Origin of the sequence: Ureibacillus suwonensis, assembly GCF_042655065.1 — a bacterium.
Classification (GTDB): domain Bacteria; phylum Bacillota; class Bacilli; order Bacillales_A; family Planococcaceae; genus Ureibacillus; species Ureibacillus suwonensis.
Window position 1 is genome coordinate 1 of record NZ_JBHSNQ010000176.1, and the last position, 20147, is coordinate 20147.

Genomic DNA, 20147 nt, shown 5'->3' on the forward strand with positions numbered 1-20147 from the left:
ATAGCAAAATAGCCCTCAATCTGAAAAAATTCAAGATTGTAGGGCTATTTGTCATGCGTACTAATAGGTACGCTTTTTTAATCCCTGTTTTAAGTTTTTCAATGCGTCATTTGAATTCGGGCTTACTGTAGTTTTCGTCCCACACCGAATTCAGCAGCGTTATCCTTTCCCCAGATTTCCAGACAAAATCCGGGAGGGCGATAAATTTCTCCCTCAATTCGCAACGCATTTCTTGCGAATTGTTTTAAATATCTCTGCTCATAGATATTTTTCTGTACAAAGCAATAACTGCTTTGTTCTCCCTTTCCCATTTTTCATCCCTTAAAACAGGGATATGAAAACCTTTTTTTCTTTTGGATTCCTCCTTTCTATTTGTTTTTTTTTTAAAAAAAACAATAAAAATAACGACCGTCACTAAAACGATCGTTTTTTACATATAACTAAAAGGATGCCATATGCGAAAAAGATATTCCCTTCACCGCCTATGGCATCTATTTGATATCCTATTCCACTTTGGCTTTCTTGCGCATTGCTTTTGGAATATATACACAATACAGCTCGCTTTCCATATAATCTCCCGTCACACTGTACGCTCTTGAACGGGAACCCCCGCATACTTTATTGAATTCGCACACTCCGCATTTTCCTTTGTACAAATCCGGATTTCTTAGATTCTTAAAAATCTCTGATTCCCGATAGATTTCTGCCAATGGAGTTTTGCGTACATTTCCTGCCTTAATCGGCAAGAGCCCGCTTGGATAGACATCTCCTATATGGGAAATGAACAAAAAGCCGTTCCCGTCATTGACGCCTTGCGGAGCCCTTCCCAAGCCGTCAAATTGGCCAGTTTTCCCCTTCATTAATGCATCCTCATAATCAATATGGTCAAGGTCGACCATTCCTTGGCGTTCCCGGAATTTTTGCTGGATGACGACGCGGCGGTAATGCTGGGCAGCCGTTGTTTTAATGTCAAAAGGCACTCTCTTCGACAAATCATAAAGCCATCGGAACACCTTCTCATGTTCTACAGGGGAAATCATATCCGATTCTTTCCCTCTGCCGGTTGGAACAAGGAAAAAAACGCTCCATAAAACACAATTCAAATCCTCCACCAATTTTGCCATTTCATCCAAATAATCAACATTGTAGCGGGAGATGACCGTATTGATCTGCAAAGGCAAATCCAACTCATGTATAAATGAAATCGCTTTCATTGTCAGATTAAATGAACCGCTTGTCCCCCGGAAATGGTCATGCACTTCCGCACAATGCCCATCCAAACTGAACGCCCATCTTGCAAGCCCAATTTCTTTCGCCTTCTGAATGGCTTCTTTTGTCACATTCGGAGTCGCCGATGGAGTCATCGATACCCTCATCCCTTTTGAGATTGCGTATTCCGCCAAATCAAATACATCTTCCCTCTCAAGGGGATCCCCTCCTGTGAAGACAAGCATCGGATTATCCATTTCATAAATCTGATCAATCAATGCTTTTCCTTCTTCAAAATCGAGTTCCAAAGGATGTCGATGGTGCTGGGCTTCCGCACGGCAATGCAAACAATGCAGCTGACAAGCCCTCGTCAACTCCCAAATGACAATAAAGGGATTTTGATTATAATCTCGATTAAACATTCCAATCACACTCTCTAAAAGTAATATTTTATATACATCTTTAAAACAATTGTAACCGATGGAATACATAAAAGTTGTGAATAAAAAATAACAATTTCCATAAAAAAACGACCCTTACTGAACCTTTCAGGATCGTTCCCAACAAACTAATTGTGAGCCCAGCTGTTTACCGCAATCTTGTCCCTTTCCCGGTTGTCCCGTTTAATGATGACGCTGATTTTTTGATGCCATTTTTTGCACTCCCGCCATATTTCCTCATATTCATCAGAGTCTTTTTCAATGCCGCGTTTGTCCTCGAAGAATGTGAATTCAATCAGGGGTTTTGAAAGATCATCTACAATGATTTTTAAACTTAATTTCTTGATGGTATCCTCTTCTTTAAAATCCTCTTCATTATAGATTTCAACATCATCTTGAAGAATTGACCATCCATGAATGCCCCCTTTCGAGATGAGGCAGCATATACTGTCGTTTACCGCAATGGCGCATTCGTAGATTTCATCGAATGAATAGCTCTTCTTTTTGAAATTCGATTCAACATCTTCCCTTTGCAGATAGTAAAAGGTTTCTGCGGTCTCGTCCAATAATATGGCCGATAAACAATCTTCCGAAACCGCTCTTCTGTTATGGGGAATTCTTTCCAGTTTCTGAATCGTATCCTGTTCGATTTTCTCTTGGCGGATTTTCGCCTCTTTGCGCATTTCATAAATCCACCAGAGAAAAATGGCCAATGCGACAAGGAAAAATATCTTGTTTCCCGAGCCCATCCATAAAAACAAATAGACTATTTCCAACACGCAAATAATGAGAGTCATTCCATCATCACCTCTAGTAAAACCATTCGTCAAAACTCCAATCTTTCTATTATTTATTAACCATACTATTCGTGAAAAAGAGATTTATGATTATTCGGTTCAATTTTGTTGTTTTATACCCTTGTATGTAAAAATAAACAATACGAAATAAAATACTTATAAATGGACGTTTAAATCGAAATTAAATAATATACATATAGGGGTATTTATAAAATTTGAAAAAGGGGGAAAATTTTTTGAAGAGCGTAACAGTGTATACAACGAGCAGTTGTCCTTATTGCGTCATGGTGAAAAACTTTTTGCTGCAACAAAACATCCCTTTCAAAGAAATTAATGTGGAAGAGAGTCCTCAACTCATGTTTGATCTGGTTAACAAAACCGGACAAATGGGCGTTCCTCAAATCGAAATTGACGGCCAATGGATTGTCGGATTCAATCCAAGCGCCATCATGCGTGCATTATCAAATTAGCCGTTCAGCCTGCCTCCCAAAGGTATTTGGGAAGCAGGCCCTTTTTGTTTTCCACTGTATATGAAACAAAAGAAAAACCAATACTGATAAAAGGAAATTTGATGGATTGAGGGGATGATTTTGTCATCTAAAGATATGCTTTCAATTTTTGCACTCGGTGGAATCAACGAGATTGGGAAAAATATGTATGTGATTGAATACGGCGATGATTTAGTGATAGTGGACTGTGGAGGAAAGTTTGCCGATCGGTCTTTTTTGGGTGTCGATTTAATCATTCCGGATTTTACTTATCTTTTGGAAAACCAACATAAAATACGGGGAATAATCGTCACCCACGGTCACGAAGATCATATTGGAGGGATACCGTATTTTCTGAAAAAAATCAATGTGCCCGTGTATGCGACCCGATTTACATTGGGACTAATCGAATTAAAGCTGAAAGAGCATAAAATTTTCCGCGAATCCACATTGATTGAAATTCATTCAGACTCCGAATTGAATTTCGGCCAAATTCAAGTGACGTTCTTTAAAGTGAGCCACAGCATACCGGATTGCTTAGGCATCGTCTTCCATACGCCTGAGGGAAAAGTGGTTCACACAGGCGACTTCAAATTTGACCTCACTCCTGTAAACCAGCAATTTTCAGAGATCCATAAAATGGCGAAGACCGGAGACGACGGTGTGCTGCTTCTCATCTCGGAAAGCACCAATGCGGAGCGGCCCGGGTCGACACCTTCCGAAAGAGAAGTGGGAAAACAAATCGAAGAATCCTTCTTCAATGCAACAGGTAAAATTATTATTTCGACCTTTGCATCCAATGTTAATCGTATACAACAGATCGTTGAAGCAACCATCAAGACGGACCGTAAGCTAGCCTTGCTCGGCAGAAGCATGGTGAATGTCGTCAGCGTCGCCAAAAAATACGGGTATGTCGACATTCCTGATTGGCTGCTGATTGATGCAAAGGATGTAAAACAATGGCCGTCCGAAAAAGTCGTTGTTCTTTGTACAGGCAGTCAGGGTGAACCTCTCGCCGCTCTTTCAAGACTTTCTACAAACAGCAATCGGGATGTTCGAATCGACCCGGGAGATACGGTCATTTTTGCGGCGTCCCCCATCCCTGGCAACGAAAGAGATGTCACAAAAATTGTGGACAACTTATTCAAACTTGGCGCCAATGTCATTTACGGTGCTGCCAGCAAAACAGGAATGCATGTTTCCGGTCATGGCTATCAAGAAGACTTGAAACTGATGCTCACATTAATGAAGCCAAAATACTTCATACCGATTCACGGGGAATACCGCATGATGCATTTGCATGCCAAATTGGCGGAAGATGTCGGGGTAGATCCAAAAAATATTTTCATTCTGAACAACGGCGATGTGGTGGATATTCAGTATCAAGATGCACGGCAAACTAGAAAAATTCCGGCTGGAGATGCCTATGTAGATGGATTTGGTGAAGAAGGAATTGAAGATATCGTCTTAAGAGACCGAAAACAGTTGTCAGAAGAAGGAATGCTCGTCATTGTCATTACCATCGACAAGTCTGACGGCAGTCTGGTATCAGAACCGGACTCCATTTCCAGAGGCTTTGTCTATGCAAAAGAGTCGGAGGAATTAATCCGCCATATCAATCAAATGGCAAGAAAAGCGATTGAACCTTTCAAAGAGAAAGATCCGAATCTTTTTGCCATGAAAAAAGCCGTCAAAAAAGAAGTGGGACAATTTTTATATGAAAAGACGAAGAAAAAACCGATGATTTTGCCAATTATTGTGCCAATTTAATAATGGAGTTGAACATCATGACAAACAACGATGAGAAACACCTGACCAATATTGAAAAAGATGATACATTAACGAACCGTCAGGGCCACCCGGTGACGGACAATCAAAACATCCGGACAGTCGGTAACCGTGGTCCGGCATTACTGGAAAACTACGATTTCATTGAAAAGATCAGCCATTTTGACCGGGAAAAAATTCCGGAGCGCATCGTTCATGCACGGGGTGCCGGAGCCCACGGTTACTTTGAAGCTTACGGCACCGTCGGAAACGAGCCCGCTTCAAAGTATACAAGAGCGAAATTGTTCCAGGAAAAAGGAAAAAGAACGCCTGTATTCGTCCGTTTCTCAACGGTTGTGCACGGACTCCACTCCCCGGAGACCGTTCGGGACCCAAGAGGTTTTGCGGTGAAGTTTTATACGGAAGATGGAAACTGGGATCTGGTCGGTAACAATTTAAAAATCTTCTTCATCCGGGATCCGATGAAATTTCCGGATATGATTCACGCATTCCGTCCGGATCCTGTCACAAATATTCAAGACGCCAAAAGATTCTTTGACTTTTGCGCGAATTCCCCGGAATCATTTCATATGGTGACCCTTATTTATTCCCCATGGGGAATTCCTGCAAACTACCGCATGATGCAGGGATCCGGAGTAAATACCTACAAATGGGTGAACAGTGAAGGAAAAGCGGTTCTTGTCAAATATCATTGGGAACCAAAACAGGGAATCAGGAATTTGACGACGAAGGAAGCCCAGGAAATACAGGGGAAAAACTTTAACCACGCCACCCAGGATTTATATGAAGCCATCGAAAGAGGCGATTATCCGGAGTGGGAATTGTTCGTTCAAATAATGGAGGACGGTCCTCATCCAGAGCTGGACTTTGACCCGTTGGATTGCACGAAACTTTGGCCGAAAGATCAGTTCCCATGGCTTCCTGTTGGACGAATGGTGTTGAACAAAAATCCTTAAAACTATTTTCTTGAAGTGGAACAAGCCGCCTTTGGAACAGGCGTACTTGTGGATGGGCTTGATTTCTCCGATGACAAAATGCTGCAAGGAAGAACCTTCGCCTATTCCGATACGCAGCGCTATCGCCTTGGGGCCAACTACCTGCAACTCCCGATCAACGCTCCAAAAAAACGGGTGGCCACAAACCATGAAGGCGGTATAATGCGGTACCACAACGATAAAGGGCCAAATCAAAACCCGCACGTCAACTATGAGCCTTCCAGCATGGGCGGCTTGAAAGAAGCGGAACAAGTCGGAACAGAACATACTCCATGGATCGAAGGGGAACTTTTACGGGAACCGATCGACCGGAGAAATGATTTTAAACAAGCGGGAGAAACTTACCGCAATTTCGAACAATGGGAAAAAGACGAGCTGATCAATAACCTTGTCAACGACTTGTCCATTTGCCCAAAAGATATACAAGAAAAGATGATTTCTTATGCGGAAGCGGCCGATGAAGAATACGGAAGACGCTTACGGGAAGGATTGGAAGCAAAAAATAAAGAGAAAAACCGTGAAGAAATTGCGGAAGAGTTCCATCCGCTTGGCGCTCACAATGCGAAAAAGGCGGTGGAAGAAGCCGTTCAAAAAGGGCGGGAAACGCAATCTTATTAATATTGCCGAATGTCAAAAAAGCGTGTAGAGTCTGACTTTCTACACGCTTGTTTCATCTTTATCAAAGATTAAAGATAACCTTGTTTCTCCCATCTTTTTAATTGGATGTAACCATACAAGGAAATAAAAAATGCGCTCACTGTATCCACAATCAAATCCATCATCGTATCACTCAAAGCTTCTCTTCCAATGAGCACCGTAAAATCCGATGCGATAAATTTTTGCATATTGGTTGATAAAAGCCCATCTGCCAAAAACTCATAAATTTCCCACAGTGTCCCCATTGTGACCGCAAAACAAAAAGCAAAAAAAGAAACGAAAAACGGGGTTAATTGAATATGTGTATGTTTTGACTCATTCAAAAATCTCACCAAAATGAATCCCAGGGCTCCCAGCATCACTCCGCTGAATGCATGCAGTATCGTATCCCAATAAGGAACCAAATAATAAAAGTTTCTCACTTCCCCCAAATAGATGGCACAAAAGAGAAAAGTGTAAAAGATGACTTCGATTGAGTCGGGAATATCGATCGAAATTTTCCGTTCAATGAAAGTCGGAATCATCATAATCAATAATCCCGAAATGCATTGCAAAAGCATCAAAACATAATCGGTCTTGACTTTCGCATGCTCCTCCATCGCTTTCAATTCCGCTGGTGCCATGATCATCCGGGAAATGATAAAGATAACCGAAAGCAATAATGAAACAAACAAAATAGCCCAAGTGATTTTTTTCCAATTTAATTTTCTTAACATAATTGTTTTTCTCTCCTAGGTGCATAACACAAAATTCAAAATACTAGTTCCATTGTGCTATACTTTTATATTAGCAAAATTTTAGAAGAGTTACCTAACGTTAAGTGCGATGTTGATGCTATTTCTTCGTAAACATAATAAATTCATAGCAATAAAAAAATAAAAGCCCATGAATTTTTTCATGAGCTTCAACAAAACCCATCATGGATTCATAGAGTCTTTCTTGAATTCCGTTTCCCATCATAAGAATAAAGGACAGGTTTTCCTTCAACCACCGTTTCCATATGGACAGGGCGTCCCCAGAGACGATAAATATAAGGCAATACATTTTCCAAATAATACGAATCCAGTTCCATTCCTTCATAGTAATGTTTCAAATACAATTCTCCGTTTCTTAAATAATCCCCGTCTTCAACAACGATGTATGGAAATCCTCCGTTCACCCTCATCGAAACAAGTTGGTCCCGGATTTTTTCAAAGTCTTTGTTCGTAATTTGATACGTATTGCCTTTTTTCTCGAACAAATATAGATCCTCTTGTTCCACCAGTTCCTTTGTCAAATAGTTGCGGATGAAGGAAATATCCGATTCGATCTCCCGCACTTCAAAGATTTTTTCCCTGCCTGATCCCGGTTTGACCCCCATTTTTTTCATTTCTTCCGTCGGGTTGTCGTAACGCCGTTCAATATCCTCAAAAATTTTTAATCCTAAATAATAAGGGTTGATGGAGGTTCTCGATGGTTGGAGCACCCCGGCATTGAGCTTCGCATATTCAATCGTTTCAGCCGTATCCAGATCAAGCTCCCGCATGATCCGTTGATGCCAATAGGATGCCCATCCTTCATTCATGATTTTTGTTTCAAGTTGCGGCCAGAAATACAACATTTCTTCCCGCATCATGGTCATGATGTCCCGCTGCCACTCTTCCAACTCCCGGCTGTATTGTTCTATGAACAGCAGCAAATCCTTCTCCGGTTTTGGAGGAAATTTTTTCTTTTTTTGCTTCTTCGGCTGTTCCTTTTTTTCCTCCAACCGTTCATCCAGCTTCCATAAATCGTCGTAAGGTGTTGGCAGTATGATGTTTTCTTCTTCACCCTCTTCTTCCTCTTCGTACAATAACTGCGGTCTTATTAAAGAAGGATCGATATGTTCCTGAATGGACAAAACCGCATCCAAAAATTGTTCCACTTCATATTTGCCATATTGCCGTTCATAGCTTGCGATGCGTTCAGCCGTGGCCGTCATGCTTTCCACCATGTCCCTTCTCGTATTGGAAAAACGGACATTATTTTTAAAGAAATCGCAATGGGCCAATACATGGGCAACTATCAGTTTGTTTTGCGTGAGGGTGTTGGATTCCAGCAAAAAGGCGTAACATGGATCCGAATTGATGACAAGTTCGTATATTTGGCTAAGGCCCAAATCATAATGCAATTTCATTTTGTAAAATTGCTTTCCGAAGCTCCAGTGGGAAAACCTCGTCGGCATCCCGTAGGCTCCGATTGTATAAATGATATCCGCAGGGCAGATTTCATATCGCATTGGGTAAAAATCCAACCCGAATCCGATCGCGATTTCCGTAATTTCATCGATTGCTTTTTGAAGTTCTTTATCCACTTCATTCACCCCTTTAAGCATTCGCTTCCTGTTTGCGGAACATGCTTTTTAACGCTTCGTAGACATCGCTTTTCTGCCGGATCACATAATGGCGGAATTTCGGGTTATCGATTTTTTTATACGTGTTCATTAATGTGGAATAACGGTTCAGAGCGTTCACTTCCCCATATCCGAACATTTGGGAAACTTTCATCAGTTCACCGACAAGCTTCAAACATTTTTCATTGTCGCTGGACATGTTTTCACCGTCTGAAAAGTGAACTGGATATATATTGTAACGGTTTGGGCTATACTTCCGTTTAATAAGCTCGAGCGCTTTCAAATAGGCGGACGAACAAATCGTTCCTCCACTTTCCCCTTTTGTGAAAAATTCTTCTTCCGTTACGACCTTCGCTTCCGTACTGTGGGCAATAAACTCAATTTCCACTTTTTCGTATTTCGTCCGCAAAAAGCGGGTCATCCAAAAGAAAAATGACCGGGCGCAATATTTCTCAAAATTGCCCATACTTCCACTTGTATCCATCATCGCTAATACAACCGCATTGGATTCCGGTTTCACTACCTCATTCCAGGTTTTAAAACGCAAATCTTCCTCGGTGATCGGCGTAATTTGCGCCTTTCCTCTCAGCGCATTTCGCTTAATGGCTGAAAGGATGGTGCGTTTTTTGTCTATATTCCCCATTAACCCTTTTTTGCGGATATCGTTGAATTCAATTTTTTCTGTTATGATATTGGACAGTTCCTTTTGTTCCAGATTCGGCAATTCCAATTCGCTGAATAAAATGTTTTGCACTTCTTCCAGACTGACTTCCGCTTCATAATAGTCTCTGCCAGGCAGATTTCCCGCCTCTTTTCCTTTCCCTGGACCTTGGGCTCCGCCTTGGGAATCCCGCGCGACAATATCGCCGATTTTGCTGTCTCCTTGCCCCTGCCCTACATGTTTGGATTTTCCGTAATTGTATCGAATTTTATATTCATCGAGAGAACGGATCGGAATTTTAATGACATCACGGCCGTTTGACATAATGATGCTTTCTTCACTGATTAAATCAGGCAAATTATTTTTTATGGCTTCCCTGACTTTTTCCATATGCCGTTGCTGGTCTTGATATCCCTTGCGATGTAAAGACCAATTTTCCCTTGAAACGATATAGTCCCTATTATTCTTTTTCATTTGATCATCACCCATCTTTCATGATTTTCCCGTATTCTCTTGGAAAATCACTTTTTTTATCATATGCGCGTGATTTATGGAATTACCACAACATTTTTCTATTAAAAAAAGTGCTAAGAACAAATCTTAGCACATACAGTGTTTGATGGTTCAGAAACGGTATTCGGTTTATCTGTTCAACAAACTGCCGACATAACGCAACAATTCATTCGCTGAAGTGGAATTATAACCATATTCATCAATCAATCTGGCAATCACTTCGTTAATCTTTTTCAACTGTGCTTCATCCGGCGTTTTTGTGGAAGTTGTGATTTTGACTACATCTTTCAAATCCGCAAACAGTTTCTTTTGGATCGCTTCCCGCAGTCTCTCGTGGGAATTGTAATCGAATTTCTTCCCTTTCCGGGCATAAGCGGAAAGGCGGATGAGAATTTCTTCCCTGAATGCCTTTTTCGCATTTTCGGAGATGCCGATTTGTTCTTCGATGGAACGCATCAATTTTTCATCCGGCGGCAATTCTTCGCCAGTCAGCGGATCTTTGATTTTTTGTTTGTTGCAATAAGCTTCCACATTGTCCAAATAGTTGTTTAAAAGCGTTTTGGCAGATTCTTCATAGGAATATACGAAGGCTTTTTGCACTTCATTTTTCGCGATTTCATCATATTCCCGTCTTGCGATGGCAATGTAGTTCAAATATTTTTCCCGCTCTTCCGGCGAGATGGATGGATGTTGATCTAGTCCATCTTTTAATGACCTTAAAACGTCCAACGCATTGATGGATGGCACTTCTTTGCGGATAATGGCCGATGAAATGCGGTTGATGACATAGCGTGGATCGATGCCCTTCATTCCTTCATTCGGATATTCTTTTTTCAATTCCTCCACATCCGCTGAATTATATCCTTCCACCGTTTCACCGTCGTAAAGCCGCATTTTTTTCACAATGTCTATGCCTTGTTTTTTCGGCACTTCCAGTCTTGTCAATACTGAGAAGATGGCGGCGACTCTTAATGCGTGCGGGGCTATATGCACATGGGCCATATCGCTTTCCTTGATCATTTTTTCATAAATTTTCACTTCTTCGCTCACTTTTAAATTGTATGGTACAGGCATTACGATAATTCTTGAGTGAAGCGCTTCGTTCTTTTTATTGGCAATGAAGGAACGGTATTCGGTTTCGTTCGTATGGGCCACGATAAGCTCATCGGCTGAAATTAACGCGAACCGGCCCGCTTTGAAGTTTCCTTCCTGAGTCAAAGACAATAAGTGCCATAAAAATTTCTCATCAAGTTTTAACATTTCCTGGAATTCCATCAACCCGCGGTTTGCTTTATTCAATTCGCCGTCAAAACGGTAGGCTCGCGGATCGGATTCCGAACCGTATTCCGCAATCGTCGAGAAATCGATGCTGCCTGTCAAATCTGCGATGTCTTGGGATTTTGGATCGGATGGGGTGAATGTCCCAATTCCGACGCGTTTATCTTCCGAGAAGAAAATGCGCTCCACGATGACATCTTCAATACGGCCGCCATATTCCTGTTCCAAACGCAATTGATTCAATGGCGATAAACTGCCTTCAATGCGGATGCCGTATTCTTTGTAGAAATCCTCCCGGAGATGATGGGGGATTAAATGCAATGGATCTTCATGCATCGGGCATCCTTTGATGGCATAGACCGCTCCTTCATCGGTGCGGGTATATTTCTCCAATCCCCGCTTTAACAAAGTGACAATGGTTGATTTCCCACCGCTGACCGGCCCCATGAGAAGCAAAATCCGTTTCCGTACATCCAGTCTTTTTGCTGCGGGATGGAAATATTCTTCCACCAGCCGTTCAATCGTTGACTCCAATCCGAAGATTTCATTGCTGAAAAATTTATATATCTTTTGTCCATTTTTTTCCTCTATCCCTGCGCTTTTAATCATATTGTAAACGCGAGCATGTGCGGATTGTGCAACTTCTGGCCGTTTTTTTACAATTTCCAAATACTCGGCAAAGGTACCTTCCCACTTCAGCTTTTCCTCTTCTTCTCTATGTTCTCTGATTTTCTTTAAGATATCGATAGCGCCTTCCCTCCATTCAGGGCTTTTAATTTATATCATAGTATGTTTACGTTTTGTTTCTGATACCAAAGAATTTTAATTTGCGAGTCTATGAGATAGAAAAAAGCTCCCCTAAGCATGATTGCTTTAGGAAAGCTTTTCAAAACTCCCAATACCATATTATGTTGGGACATTGTTTTTATGAAAAATTTTATCCGCCATAATAGAAGCCGGTTTCTTTCATTGTAAGCGGATCGCCTTCGCGATGGACGCCGGCATTGATCACTTCTCCAACGTAAATGTAATGGTCTCCTTTTTCAACCTTGTCCACCACTTTGCATTCGAAGAAACTCAATGCATCTTTAAAAATCGGGCAGCCTGTTTCTTCCGTGTAGAATTCATAGCCAGCCAATGTATTGCCTTCCGGTTGCAATGATTTAAAGAAAGCAGTGACCATATCTTTTTGTCCGCTTTCCAAAATATTGACGCTGAATACGCCGCTTTCTGCGATCTGTTTTTGGGAGCGGGTGCCCTCTTTTACAGCAATCGCTACAAGAGGCGGCTCAAAAGAAGTTTGTGTTAAAAAGTTTCCTGCAAAGCCGTTTACCCCTTCATTATCTTTTGTACCAATAATATACAACCCGTATGTGATACCTCTAAGTGCTGTTCTTTTCGCCTTCGGATCCATTCCAATCCCTCCTGGTATTCTTTTAAAATGATTCTAGTTTTATTATACAAACAACCGTGTATATTTTTCCACATTTTAGGACTTGCATTGCACACGAAAAAAACTGTCCGGAAGTTCTTCCAGACAGTTTGCTATTCCCGTCATTTTTTACTTTTTCTTTTATACAGGATTCCTAACGTATTGGGTCCGCAGTGGGAGGAAATGGTGCAGCCTGCAGTCGTTTCGATGATTTGTTCGAAATTAGCATAGGTTTCAACGGCCTCTCTCACTTTTTGAACCGTTTCCGGCGAGCAATAGGAATGGGTGATGAACACTCTTGAATAATCGATATCATTGTTATTTTCAAGACGATCTTTTACATAATTCACGATGCAACGGTCAAAATTTCCCCGATATTTTTTGCCGACAATCATTTTTCCATCGACCACTTCGATGGACGGTTTAATTCTTAACAAAGTGGCGCCGAACGCTTCAATTCCGGAACAACGTCCGCCTTTTCTCAAGTATTCCATTGTATCAATAACGAAGCTGGCATCCACTTTAGGAGCCACCTCTTCCAAATGTTTGACAATCTCTTCCGGTTGAACCCCTTCTTGTGCCATCAGTGCGGCTTCGTAAACAATGTGACCGCTTCCAGTTGAAAGATTTTGCGAATCCACCACATACACATTATCAAACTGTTGGGCAGCCATTTTTGCATTTTGGCAGCAAGAGGAAAAACCTGAACCTAAACTGATATGTATCACCGCATCATAATTCTGGGAAAATTCCTTGAAAAAATTTTCATATTCAAACGTATTGACCGCCGCCGTTTTGCATGATTTTCCTTCCTGTCCGACATAACGGAATATATCTTTCGGTTCAATATCAATACCATCGCGGAAATCTTCGTCATCAATCAATACATGCAAAGGCATCAATGAAATATCAAATTGTTCTATAATTTGGGGAGATAAATCACATGTACTATCAGCTGTAATTTTAATCATACAGTTCACCTCAAATATTTTTTCTTATCCCACAAAATTTCTTCAATTATAACACATTCCATATCCGTAAAATCATTATGAAGTACTTTTCCTTAAAACATTTGAATAATCGTTTGTCCATAACTGTTCAAAAAGTTTTGAATAATCTTTGAAAATCCATTATCTTGCTTTTAAACTTCACTCATTCGGGGTACAATTTAGACAAAAGGATGGATGGATTACAATTTGTAAAAGCATTTACATTGTTGCCCCATGCTTTAAATCCTTACTTTCAAAACCCCTTTCTTATCTACTCCCTTTGGTGCGGGAATCCTCCCGCACCTCTTTTTTGTTCCAAACCACTTTTTACAATTTGCAAGGAACATTGAATGGATAAATTCCCCACAGCAAATCGGTTCTTTCATACGGCAGTATTTGGTAAACTAAACAAAGGGTTGTAAAAAATGAAGAGGATGAAGGAAGGTTCAATCATGAGAATACAAAGGGTATCCATCATCGGTCTCGGTGCGCTGGGCATCATGTATGGCCACCATTTATCAAAAAAATTGCCCAAAGAAAATGTACGGATCATCGCCGATGAACAACGCATACAAAAATATAAAAATGAAGGCGTATTCTGCAATGGGGAAAAATGTGAATTTCGCTATGTAACGCCTGATGAACAGGTGGAACCGGCAGATTTGCTTATTTTTACGGTGAAATTTCACGGTTTGGAGGAAGCCATTCGCTTTGCCAAACACCACGTTGGAGAAAATACAATCATCATTTCCGCGTTGAACGGCATCATTAGCGAAGAAATGATCGGGCAAGCTTACGGTTTTGACAAAGTCCTTTACTGCGTTGCGCAAGGCATGGATGCAGTAAAAGTCGGCAACAAACTGACTTATGACCATAAAGGGATTCTCGTTTTTGGCGATAAAGAACCAGGCATCATCAGCGAAAAAACAAAAGGCCTAAGAGAATTTTTCGATTCCGTCCAACTCCCCCATCAAGTAGATACGAACATGACCCATCGCCTCTGGGGAAAATTTATGTTGAACGTTGGGGTCAATCAAACGGTCGCCGTCTACAAGGGCAATTACGGGACAGTGCAAAATGAAGGGGAAGCAAGAAATACGATGATTGCTGCGATGAAAGAAGTCATTGCCATTTCCGAGAAAGCGGGTGTCCCGTTATCCGAACAGGATTTGCAATATTGGCTCGATGTATTAAGCACTTTAAGCCCTGATGGAAAACCATCCATGGCGCAAGATGTAGATGCAAAGCGGCCAAGTGAAGTGGAATTATTCTCCGGCACCGTACTTAAACTTGGAGAAAAATACGGAATCGATACGCCTGTGAATAAAATGCTGTACGAAAAAATAAAAGAAATGGAAGCCGAATACGTTCATTAACCTCCGGATATGGTCATCATTTGACGGTTGTTTTCCTGGGGAATACTTTTGTCGGTCAAAAAACGGATTGGAAAAAGAACCATTTTCCAATCCGCTTTTTTTATTGCTTAAAATTCGATTTGCCCATTCCCTTCCGCTTCCCATTTTGCCACTTCTTCCCGGACAATCGGCGCCACTTCTTTTCCTAACAACTCAATACATCTCATCACATCTTCATGTGCCATAGAGCCAACAGGGCAGTGCAGCATAAAGCGGGTTACTCCCACATTTTTGCGCAAGAAAATTATTTTTTCGGCGACGGTTTTAACATCCCCGCAATACAGTGCCCCTTCCATACTTCTGGCGTAATCGAAAGTCGCTTGGGTATATGGTCCCCATCCCCGTTCCCTGCCTAAAACATTCATTGCATATTGGGTTGGAGGGAAAAATTTTTCCACCGCTTCTTCCGTCGTATCTGCCACAAACCCGTGAGAATGGGTGGCCACTTTAAGTTTTGAAAGATCATGTCCCGCTTCTTTAGCCGCGCGGTAATACAGCTTCACCAAAGGGGCAAATTGCAATGGACTGCCGCCGATGATTGCCAAACATAATGGCAATCCCAATACCCCTGCCCGTGCTACCGATTGTGGAGTCCCGCCGCTTGCAATCCAAATGGGAACCTCTTTTTCCGGTCTCGGATACACTCCTCTGCCATCAATGCTTGGACGATGTTTCCCGTTCCAATGAATCAATTCATTTTTTTGAATTTGCAGCAATAATTGCAATTTTTCCTCAAACAATTCATCATAATCCTTTAAGTCATACCCAAACAGCGGGAAAGATTCAATGAAAGAACCTCTGCCGGCCATAATTTCCGCCCGTCCATTGGAAATCGCATCCAGCGTGGCAAATTGTTGATACACCCGGACAGGATCATCGGATGATAATACCGTTACCGCACTTGTCAGCCTGATGCGTTTTGTTTTCGTTGCCGCAGCTGCAAGCAAAACGGCAGGAGCTGAACAGGCGTAATCCTTCCGATGATGTTCCCCAACACCGTAAACATCCAATCCCACTGCATCCGCCAGTTCGATTTCTTCCACCACTTCCCGGAGGCGTTCAGCATGACTGATCACTTTTCCGGTTCTTACATCGGGAGTCGTTTCAACAAATGTCGTTAATCCTATTTCCATTCTTCATCCTCCAAAAATTCCAACTCTATTTATCTCGAAATTGAAATGTTTTTCTTATCATACACAAATATCCCGGTGGTAATCAATTATTCTGTTTTAGGAATAGATTTCGGGCAACACGTAAAAAATAGAATTAAAAACAAGGAATGAACAACGATGAAACAAAGAAATTTTGGCAGCAAAGCGATTGAGTTTTTAATGATTCTCATGTTCAGTTTCGGAATTGTCATTGCCCTTTACAGTTCCTTTTCAATCAATCCGGATATATTTGATCTTAAGTTGTATTTGATGCTTTTCATCACGGTGATCATTTTTTATAAACCTTTCAGAGTATCCAGTTTCCGCTTTCTTTTCTATTTGATTTGCCGCATGATTCACATGGTGAAAAATGATGACTGGGAAGCGGATTTGACACAAGACCATTTACAAAAAATTGAATACCTTTATTTATTAAAATCCCATTTTGAAAAGCGGGGATATGTCGCAATCGTCACAAAAGAGCTGGATGGTTATGATGTTGACCTTATTTTATGGAAAGGCACAAAAAAATATATTGTGCAAATTCTCGAGTCACAAAAGGCTGTCGATATTCGAAGGGTCCAAAAAATAGCCGCCAAAAGAAAAAGGCATGGGGCGAATGGCGCATTGATCGTTTCCAATCAATCCTTTACTGCATCTGCAAAGAAATATTCCCCGTTACACCACATACAGTTAATCAATCAGGACGAACTGTTGAAGATGAATGACGAAAAGAAGAAGTACTTTTTCCAATCGGCTTTATCCTATATTTTGCACCATAAATAAAAACCATTCGCCGGTTTTTTCATTGAAAACCGGCGAATCCATTTTTCCAATATTCCCCTTTAGGGCACTCTTTTCAAGTCATCCGCATTACCGCTTGGGAAACCCTGGTTCCCCAAGGCCGTTTGATTCATTGCAGTCCACACCAAATCCAATTGATCTTCATTATTCATGAAAGTAAGAATAACAATTAAATTTCTTAATTTTTCACCCTTCCACTTGAATATTTCAAATTTTTCTGCATTTTATATAATATTAAAAACATTTATACGTTCTTGATACTTAATAAATATTGCATTTCCAATAAAAAGAATATAAAATGTATTTAATTATACATCGACTTATTTCAATTCAATATTGTTTTGAAGTAAGGATAGAGGCGCAAAGACCAAGAGTACACAGTTTGAGGATAATGAGGTCCAATGATGATTGTGGAAAGGGGGATTTGCCGAAGTCTCTGGAAACTCATTTTTCCAGAGGCTGGTTCTGCATTGAATAAGTGCAGGACTGTCATATAGGAAACTATATGGAGGGCTATCTTACGCAAAAAATTCAATTTTTTTGCAACAACGAAGCTCTTCGTTGTTGCTTTTTGCGTTTAATTGACAATTGCCCTTCTCCATTACAAAAAAATGAAAAGGATGTGGAGAAGAAATGAATTTTGGAAGAGTATTAACTGCAATGGTAACGCCATTTGACCAAAATGGTGACGTAGATTTTGACGCTACGCAAAAGTTGGTCGATTATTTGATTGCCAATGGAACAGACGGCTTGATTGTATGCGGTACAACCGGAGAATCACCTACTTTAACAGAAGGTGAAAAAGTCGAACTATTCAAATTTGTCGTAAAAACCGTAAATGGAAGAGTTCCTGTAATTGCAGGTACCGGCTCGTATAATACGAGAGCTTCCATTGAACTTACGGAAAAAGCGGAGGAAGCCGGTGTGGATGGTGTCATGTTAGTTACACCATACTACAATAAGCCGAACCAGGAAGGCATGTACGAACACTTCAAAAGCATCGCTCAAAGTACTAAACTGCCAGTGATTTTATATAATATTCCGGGTCGCAGCGTAGTCAATCTATCCGTTGACACTGTAGTTCGCCTTGCGGAAATCCCGAATATCGTTGCCATCAAAGAAGCAAGTGGAAGTTTGGATGCAATGGCGCAAATCATCGAAAATACGCCGGATGACTTCTCCCTTTATAGCGGAGACGACAGCTTGACATTGCCTTCTTTGGCTGTTGGAGGCACTGGGGTCATTTCCGTGGCTTCCCATATCATCGGCAACGAAATGAAAACAATGATTCAACATTTCTTAAATGGCAATATTCATGAAGCGGCGAAAGAGCATCGCAGACTATTGCCAATCATGAAAGGGATGTTCATAGCACCAAACCCTGTACCTGTAAAAGCGGCATTAAACTTAAAAGGCATATCCGTCGGTGGTGTGCGCCTGCCATTAGTGCCATTGAACGAAGAACAACAAAAAACGATTGAACAATTATTAAAAAATCTGGATCTTAAATTGGAATTGATTTCTTAATCCCCTGCCTTTTGCCGGCAGGTTTTTTTTATGCAAACGACACAAAGAATTAATGGGAAAATGGAAATCAATATTATAAAATAGCAATTGTGACATTTAGACATTCAAACAATTCAGTTGGGTTGGAGGATCCGGTTTTGCTTAACTTACTATTCGCTGTCCTAATATTCATCTTTACGCTCTTCCTCGTAATACGCCAACCAAAAAATATAAGTATCGGATGGTTTGCATGCGGAGGGGCAGTCCTGGCGCTGCTCGTCGGAGTGGTGGATATTAAAGACGTTTTTTCGGTTGTGGATATCACTTGGAATGCCACCTTGTTATTTATCGCCATCATCATTATTTCATTGATTTTGGATCAAATCGGTTTATTTGAATGGTCCGCGTTGCACATGGCCCGTATCGCGAAAGGGAACGGCGTAAGAATGTTTATTTTCGTCACAGTCCTTGGAGCTTTCGTTTCAGCCTTTTTCTCCAATGATGGTGCCGCATTGATCTTGACACCCATAGTGCTAGCCATGGTGCGGAATCTGCAATTAAGCGAAAAAATGATTTTTCCTTTCATTATGGCAAGCGGTTTTATCGCTGACACCACCTCTCTTCCCTTTCTAATCAGCAATCTGGTGAATGTCATTGCCGCCGATTTTTTTGGTGTGAGTTTCAAGGAATATGCTCTGCGAATGATAGTGCCAAATTTATTTTCTTTGATGGCAACCATCCTTGTGTTGTATCTGTATTTCCGAAAATCCATTCCACCAAAATATGATGCAGCAATGCTCAAAAATCCCCGGGAAGCCGTCCGGGATAAAAAATTGTTCAAATTGGCATGGCCCGTGATGGTTGTATTATTAATCGGTTATTTTACAGCTGAACTGATACATATCCCTGTTTGCGTCATCGGCTGGATCATGGCGATTTTCCTTCTGGCTTTGGCTTGGAAAAGTCCGGCTGTGAATATTAAGGCGGTGATCAAAGGGGCACCCTGGAATATCGTATTTTTCTCCATCGGTATGTATCTCGTTGTATATGGTCTTGGGAATGCCGGCTTTACAAAAGCAATCGCTTACGTGATTGAATGGACTTCGCAGGGAGGATTATTCACTGCAACCATTGGAATGGGCTATCTTGCAGCTTTTCTTTCTTCCGTGATGAATAATTTGCCGACCATCATGATTGACTCATTGGCCATCGCAGAAACAAATACATCCGGTACCATTCAGGATGCTTTGATTTTCGCCAATGTCATCGGTTCCGATTTAGGACCAAAAATTACACCGATCGGATCGCTTGCAACACTTGTATGGCTGCATGTTCTTAAAACGAAAGGAATCAAAATTTCCTGGGGAACTTATTTTAAAATGGGAATTGTGTTAACCCTCCCAATATTATTTTTCACGTTGGCCGGTTTGTATTTGACGTTTTTAATTTTTTAATGTTTTTTCGTATCGCACGTCTAATATTGGGCATTATGGTTAAAATAATATCGGATTTAATTGATAAAGAAAGGTTCTTTGTCAAATGGTGTTGGTGAATAAATTTTAGTGACATTATTTGGTAATATGTAATCGGATGGCTTAGGGGAAATTCGAGGTTCCCCTAAGCTGTTTTTATTTTCGCTAAGTTTTGGGTAAT

The 20147-nt window shown here is 41.0% G+C and carries 16 protein-coding genes, 1 pseudogene and 1 riboswitch; of the genes and pseudogenes, 7 read left to right on the forward strand and 10 right to left on the reverse strand.

Going from position 1 to position 20147, the window contains the following annotated elements; all coding sequences use genetic code 11:
* Nucleotides 1–122 precede the first annotated feature (122 nt).
* The 3 genes from ACFPOH_RS13265 to ACFPOH_RS13275 all read right to left on the reverse strand — a co-directional run bounded on the left by ACFPOH_RS13265 (nucleotide 123) and on the right by ACFPOH_RS13275 (nucleotide 2446).
* Complete coding sequence (locus ACFPOH_RS13265) at nucleotides 123–311, reverse strand: hypothetical protein (protein WP_390310106.1); 189 nt, start codon at nucleotides 309–311, stop codon at nucleotides 123–125.
* Nucleotides 312–503: 192 nt separating this feature from the next.
* Entirely contained in the window at nucleotides 504–1631 is a 1128-nt protein-coding gene (locus ACFPOH_RS13270; protein ID WP_342580424.1) for a TIGR04053 family radical SAM/SPASM domain-containing protein, read from the reverse strand.
* Nucleotides 1632–1777: 146 nt separating this feature from the next.
* The gene (locus ACFPOH_RS13275) at nucleotides 1778–2446 is read right to left on the reverse strand and encodes a hypothetical protein (protein WP_342580425.1); all 669 of its coding nucleotides are present in this window, start codon (nucleotides 2444–2446) and stop codon (nucleotides 1778–1780) included.
* A 236-nt stretch (nucleotides 2447–2682) separates the two neighbouring features.
* On the opposite strand from ACFPOH_RS13275, the gene ACFPOH_RS13280 reads away from it, so the two are divergent.
* The 3 genes and pseudogenes from ACFPOH_RS13280 to ACFPOH_RS13290 all read left to right on the forward strand — a co-directional run bounded on the left by ACFPOH_RS13280 (nucleotide 2683) and on the right by ACFPOH_RS13290 (nucleotide 6335).
* Nucleotides 2683–2916, forward strand: a complete 234-nt coding sequence (locus ACFPOH_RS13280; protein WP_342468495.1) for a glutaredoxin family protein — start codon at nucleotides 2683–2685, stop codon at nucleotides 2914–2916.
* Between the two features lie 114 nt (nucleotides 2917–3030).
* Complete coding sequence (locus ACFPOH_RS13285) at nucleotides 3031–4704, forward strand: ribonuclease J (RefSeq protein WP_390310109.1); 1674 nt, start codon at nucleotides 3031–3033, stop codon at nucleotides 4702–4704.
* A 2-nt stretch (nucleotides 4705–4706) separates the two neighbouring features.
* Nucleotides 4707–6335: pseudogene (locus ACFPOH_RS13290) on the forward strand (catalase).
* Between the two features lie 68 nt (nucleotides 6336–6403).
* On the opposite strand, the gene ACFPOH_RS13295 reads toward ACFPOH_RS13290, so the two are convergent.
* From ACFPOH_RS13295 to ACFPOH_RS13320, 6 genes are all read right to left on the reverse strand, one after another.
* The gene (locus tag ACFPOH_RS13295) at nucleotides 6404–7090 is read right to left on the reverse strand and encodes a DUF2238 domain-containing protein (RefSeq protein WP_342580426.1); all 687 of its coding nucleotides are present in this window, start codon (nucleotides 7088–7090) and stop codon (nucleotides 6404–6406) included.
* A gap of 209 nt (nucleotides 7091–7299) precedes the next feature.
* Nucleotides 7300–8706, reverse strand: coding sequence for a SpoVR family protein (locus ACFPOH_RS13300; protein WP_390310112.1), 1407 nt, complete (start codon nucleotides 8704–8706; stop codon nucleotides 7300–7302).
* A gap of 13 nt (nucleotides 8707–8719) precedes the next feature.
* Entirely contained in the window at nucleotides 8720–9880 is a 1161-nt protein-coding gene (gene yhbH, locus ACFPOH_RS13305) for a sporulation protein YhbH (RefSeq protein WP_390310114.1), read from the reverse strand.
* A gap of 168 nt (nucleotides 9881–10048) precedes the next feature.
* A complete protein-coding gene (locus tag ACFPOH_RS13310) occupies nucleotides 10049–11944 on the reverse strand; it encodes a PrkA family serine protein kinase (RefSeq protein ID WP_342581832.1) in 1896 nt (631 codons plus the stop codon).
* Between the two features lie 190 nt (nucleotides 11945–12134).
* Nucleotides 12135–12611, reverse strand: coding sequence for a flavin reductase family protein (locus tag ACFPOH_RS13315; RefSeq protein WP_342580428.1), 477 nt, complete (start codon nucleotides 12609–12611; stop codon nucleotides 12135–12137).
* A 140-nt stretch (nucleotides 12612–12751) separates the two neighbouring features.
* Nucleotides 12752–13600 carry a DegV family protein gene (locus ACFPOH_RS13320; protein ID WP_390310116.1) on the reverse strand — a complete coding sequence of 283 codons (849 nt, stop codon included), beginning with the start codon at nucleotides 13598–13600 and terminating at the stop codon, nucleotides 12752–12754.
* 470 nt (nucleotides 13601–14070) lie between these two features.
* On the opposite strand from ACFPOH_RS13320, the gene ACFPOH_RS13325 reads away from it, so the two are divergent.
* Complete coding sequence (locus tag ACFPOH_RS13325) at nucleotides 14071–14994, forward strand: ketopantoate reductase family protein (protein WP_342468487.1); 924 nt, start codon at nucleotides 14071–14073, stop codon at nucleotides 14992–14994.
* Between the two features lie 107 nt (nucleotides 14995–15101).
* Here ACFPOH_RS13325 and ACFPOH_RS13330 read toward each other — a convergent pair whose 3' ends face one another.
* Nucleotides 15102–16166, reverse strand: a complete 1065-nt coding sequence (locus ACFPOH_RS13330) for an LLM class flavin-dependent oxidoreductase (protein WP_390310118.1) — start codon at nucleotides 16164–16166, stop codon at nucleotides 15102–15104.
* 156 nt (nucleotides 16167–16322) lie between these two features.
* Here ACFPOH_RS13330 and ACFPOH_RS13335 point away from each other — a divergent pair, with 156 nt between their 5' ends.
* The 3 genes from ACFPOH_RS13335 to ACFPOH_RS13345 all read left to right on the forward strand — a co-directional run bounded on the left by ACFPOH_RS13335 (nucleotide 16323) and on the right by ACFPOH_RS13345 (nucleotide 19948).
* Entirely contained in the window at nucleotides 16323–16970 is a 648-nt protein-coding gene (locus ACFPOH_RS13335) for a restriction endonuclease (protein WP_390310120.1), read from the forward strand.
* Between the two features lie 363 nt (nucleotides 16971–17333).
* A riboswitch (Lysine riboswitch) is annotated at nucleotides 17334–17512 on the forward strand.
* Nucleotides 17513–17621: 109 nt separating this feature from the next.
* Nucleotides 17622–18515 (forward strand): 4-hydroxy-tetrahydrodipicolinate synthase, encoded by an 894-nt coding sequence (gene dapA / locus ACFPOH_RS13340; RefSeq protein WP_390310122.1) that lies wholly within the window; start codon nucleotides 17622–17624, stop codon nucleotides 18513–18515.
* A 137-nt stretch (nucleotides 18516–18652) separates the two neighbouring features.
* Nucleotides 18653–19948: an arsenic transporter gene (locus ACFPOH_RS13345; RefSeq protein WP_342468483.1), complete on the forward strand. Its 1296-nt coding sequence runs from the start codon at nucleotides 18653–18655 to the stop codon at nucleotides 19946–19948.
* The last annotated feature ends 199 nt before the right edge of the window (nucleotides 19949–20147 follow it).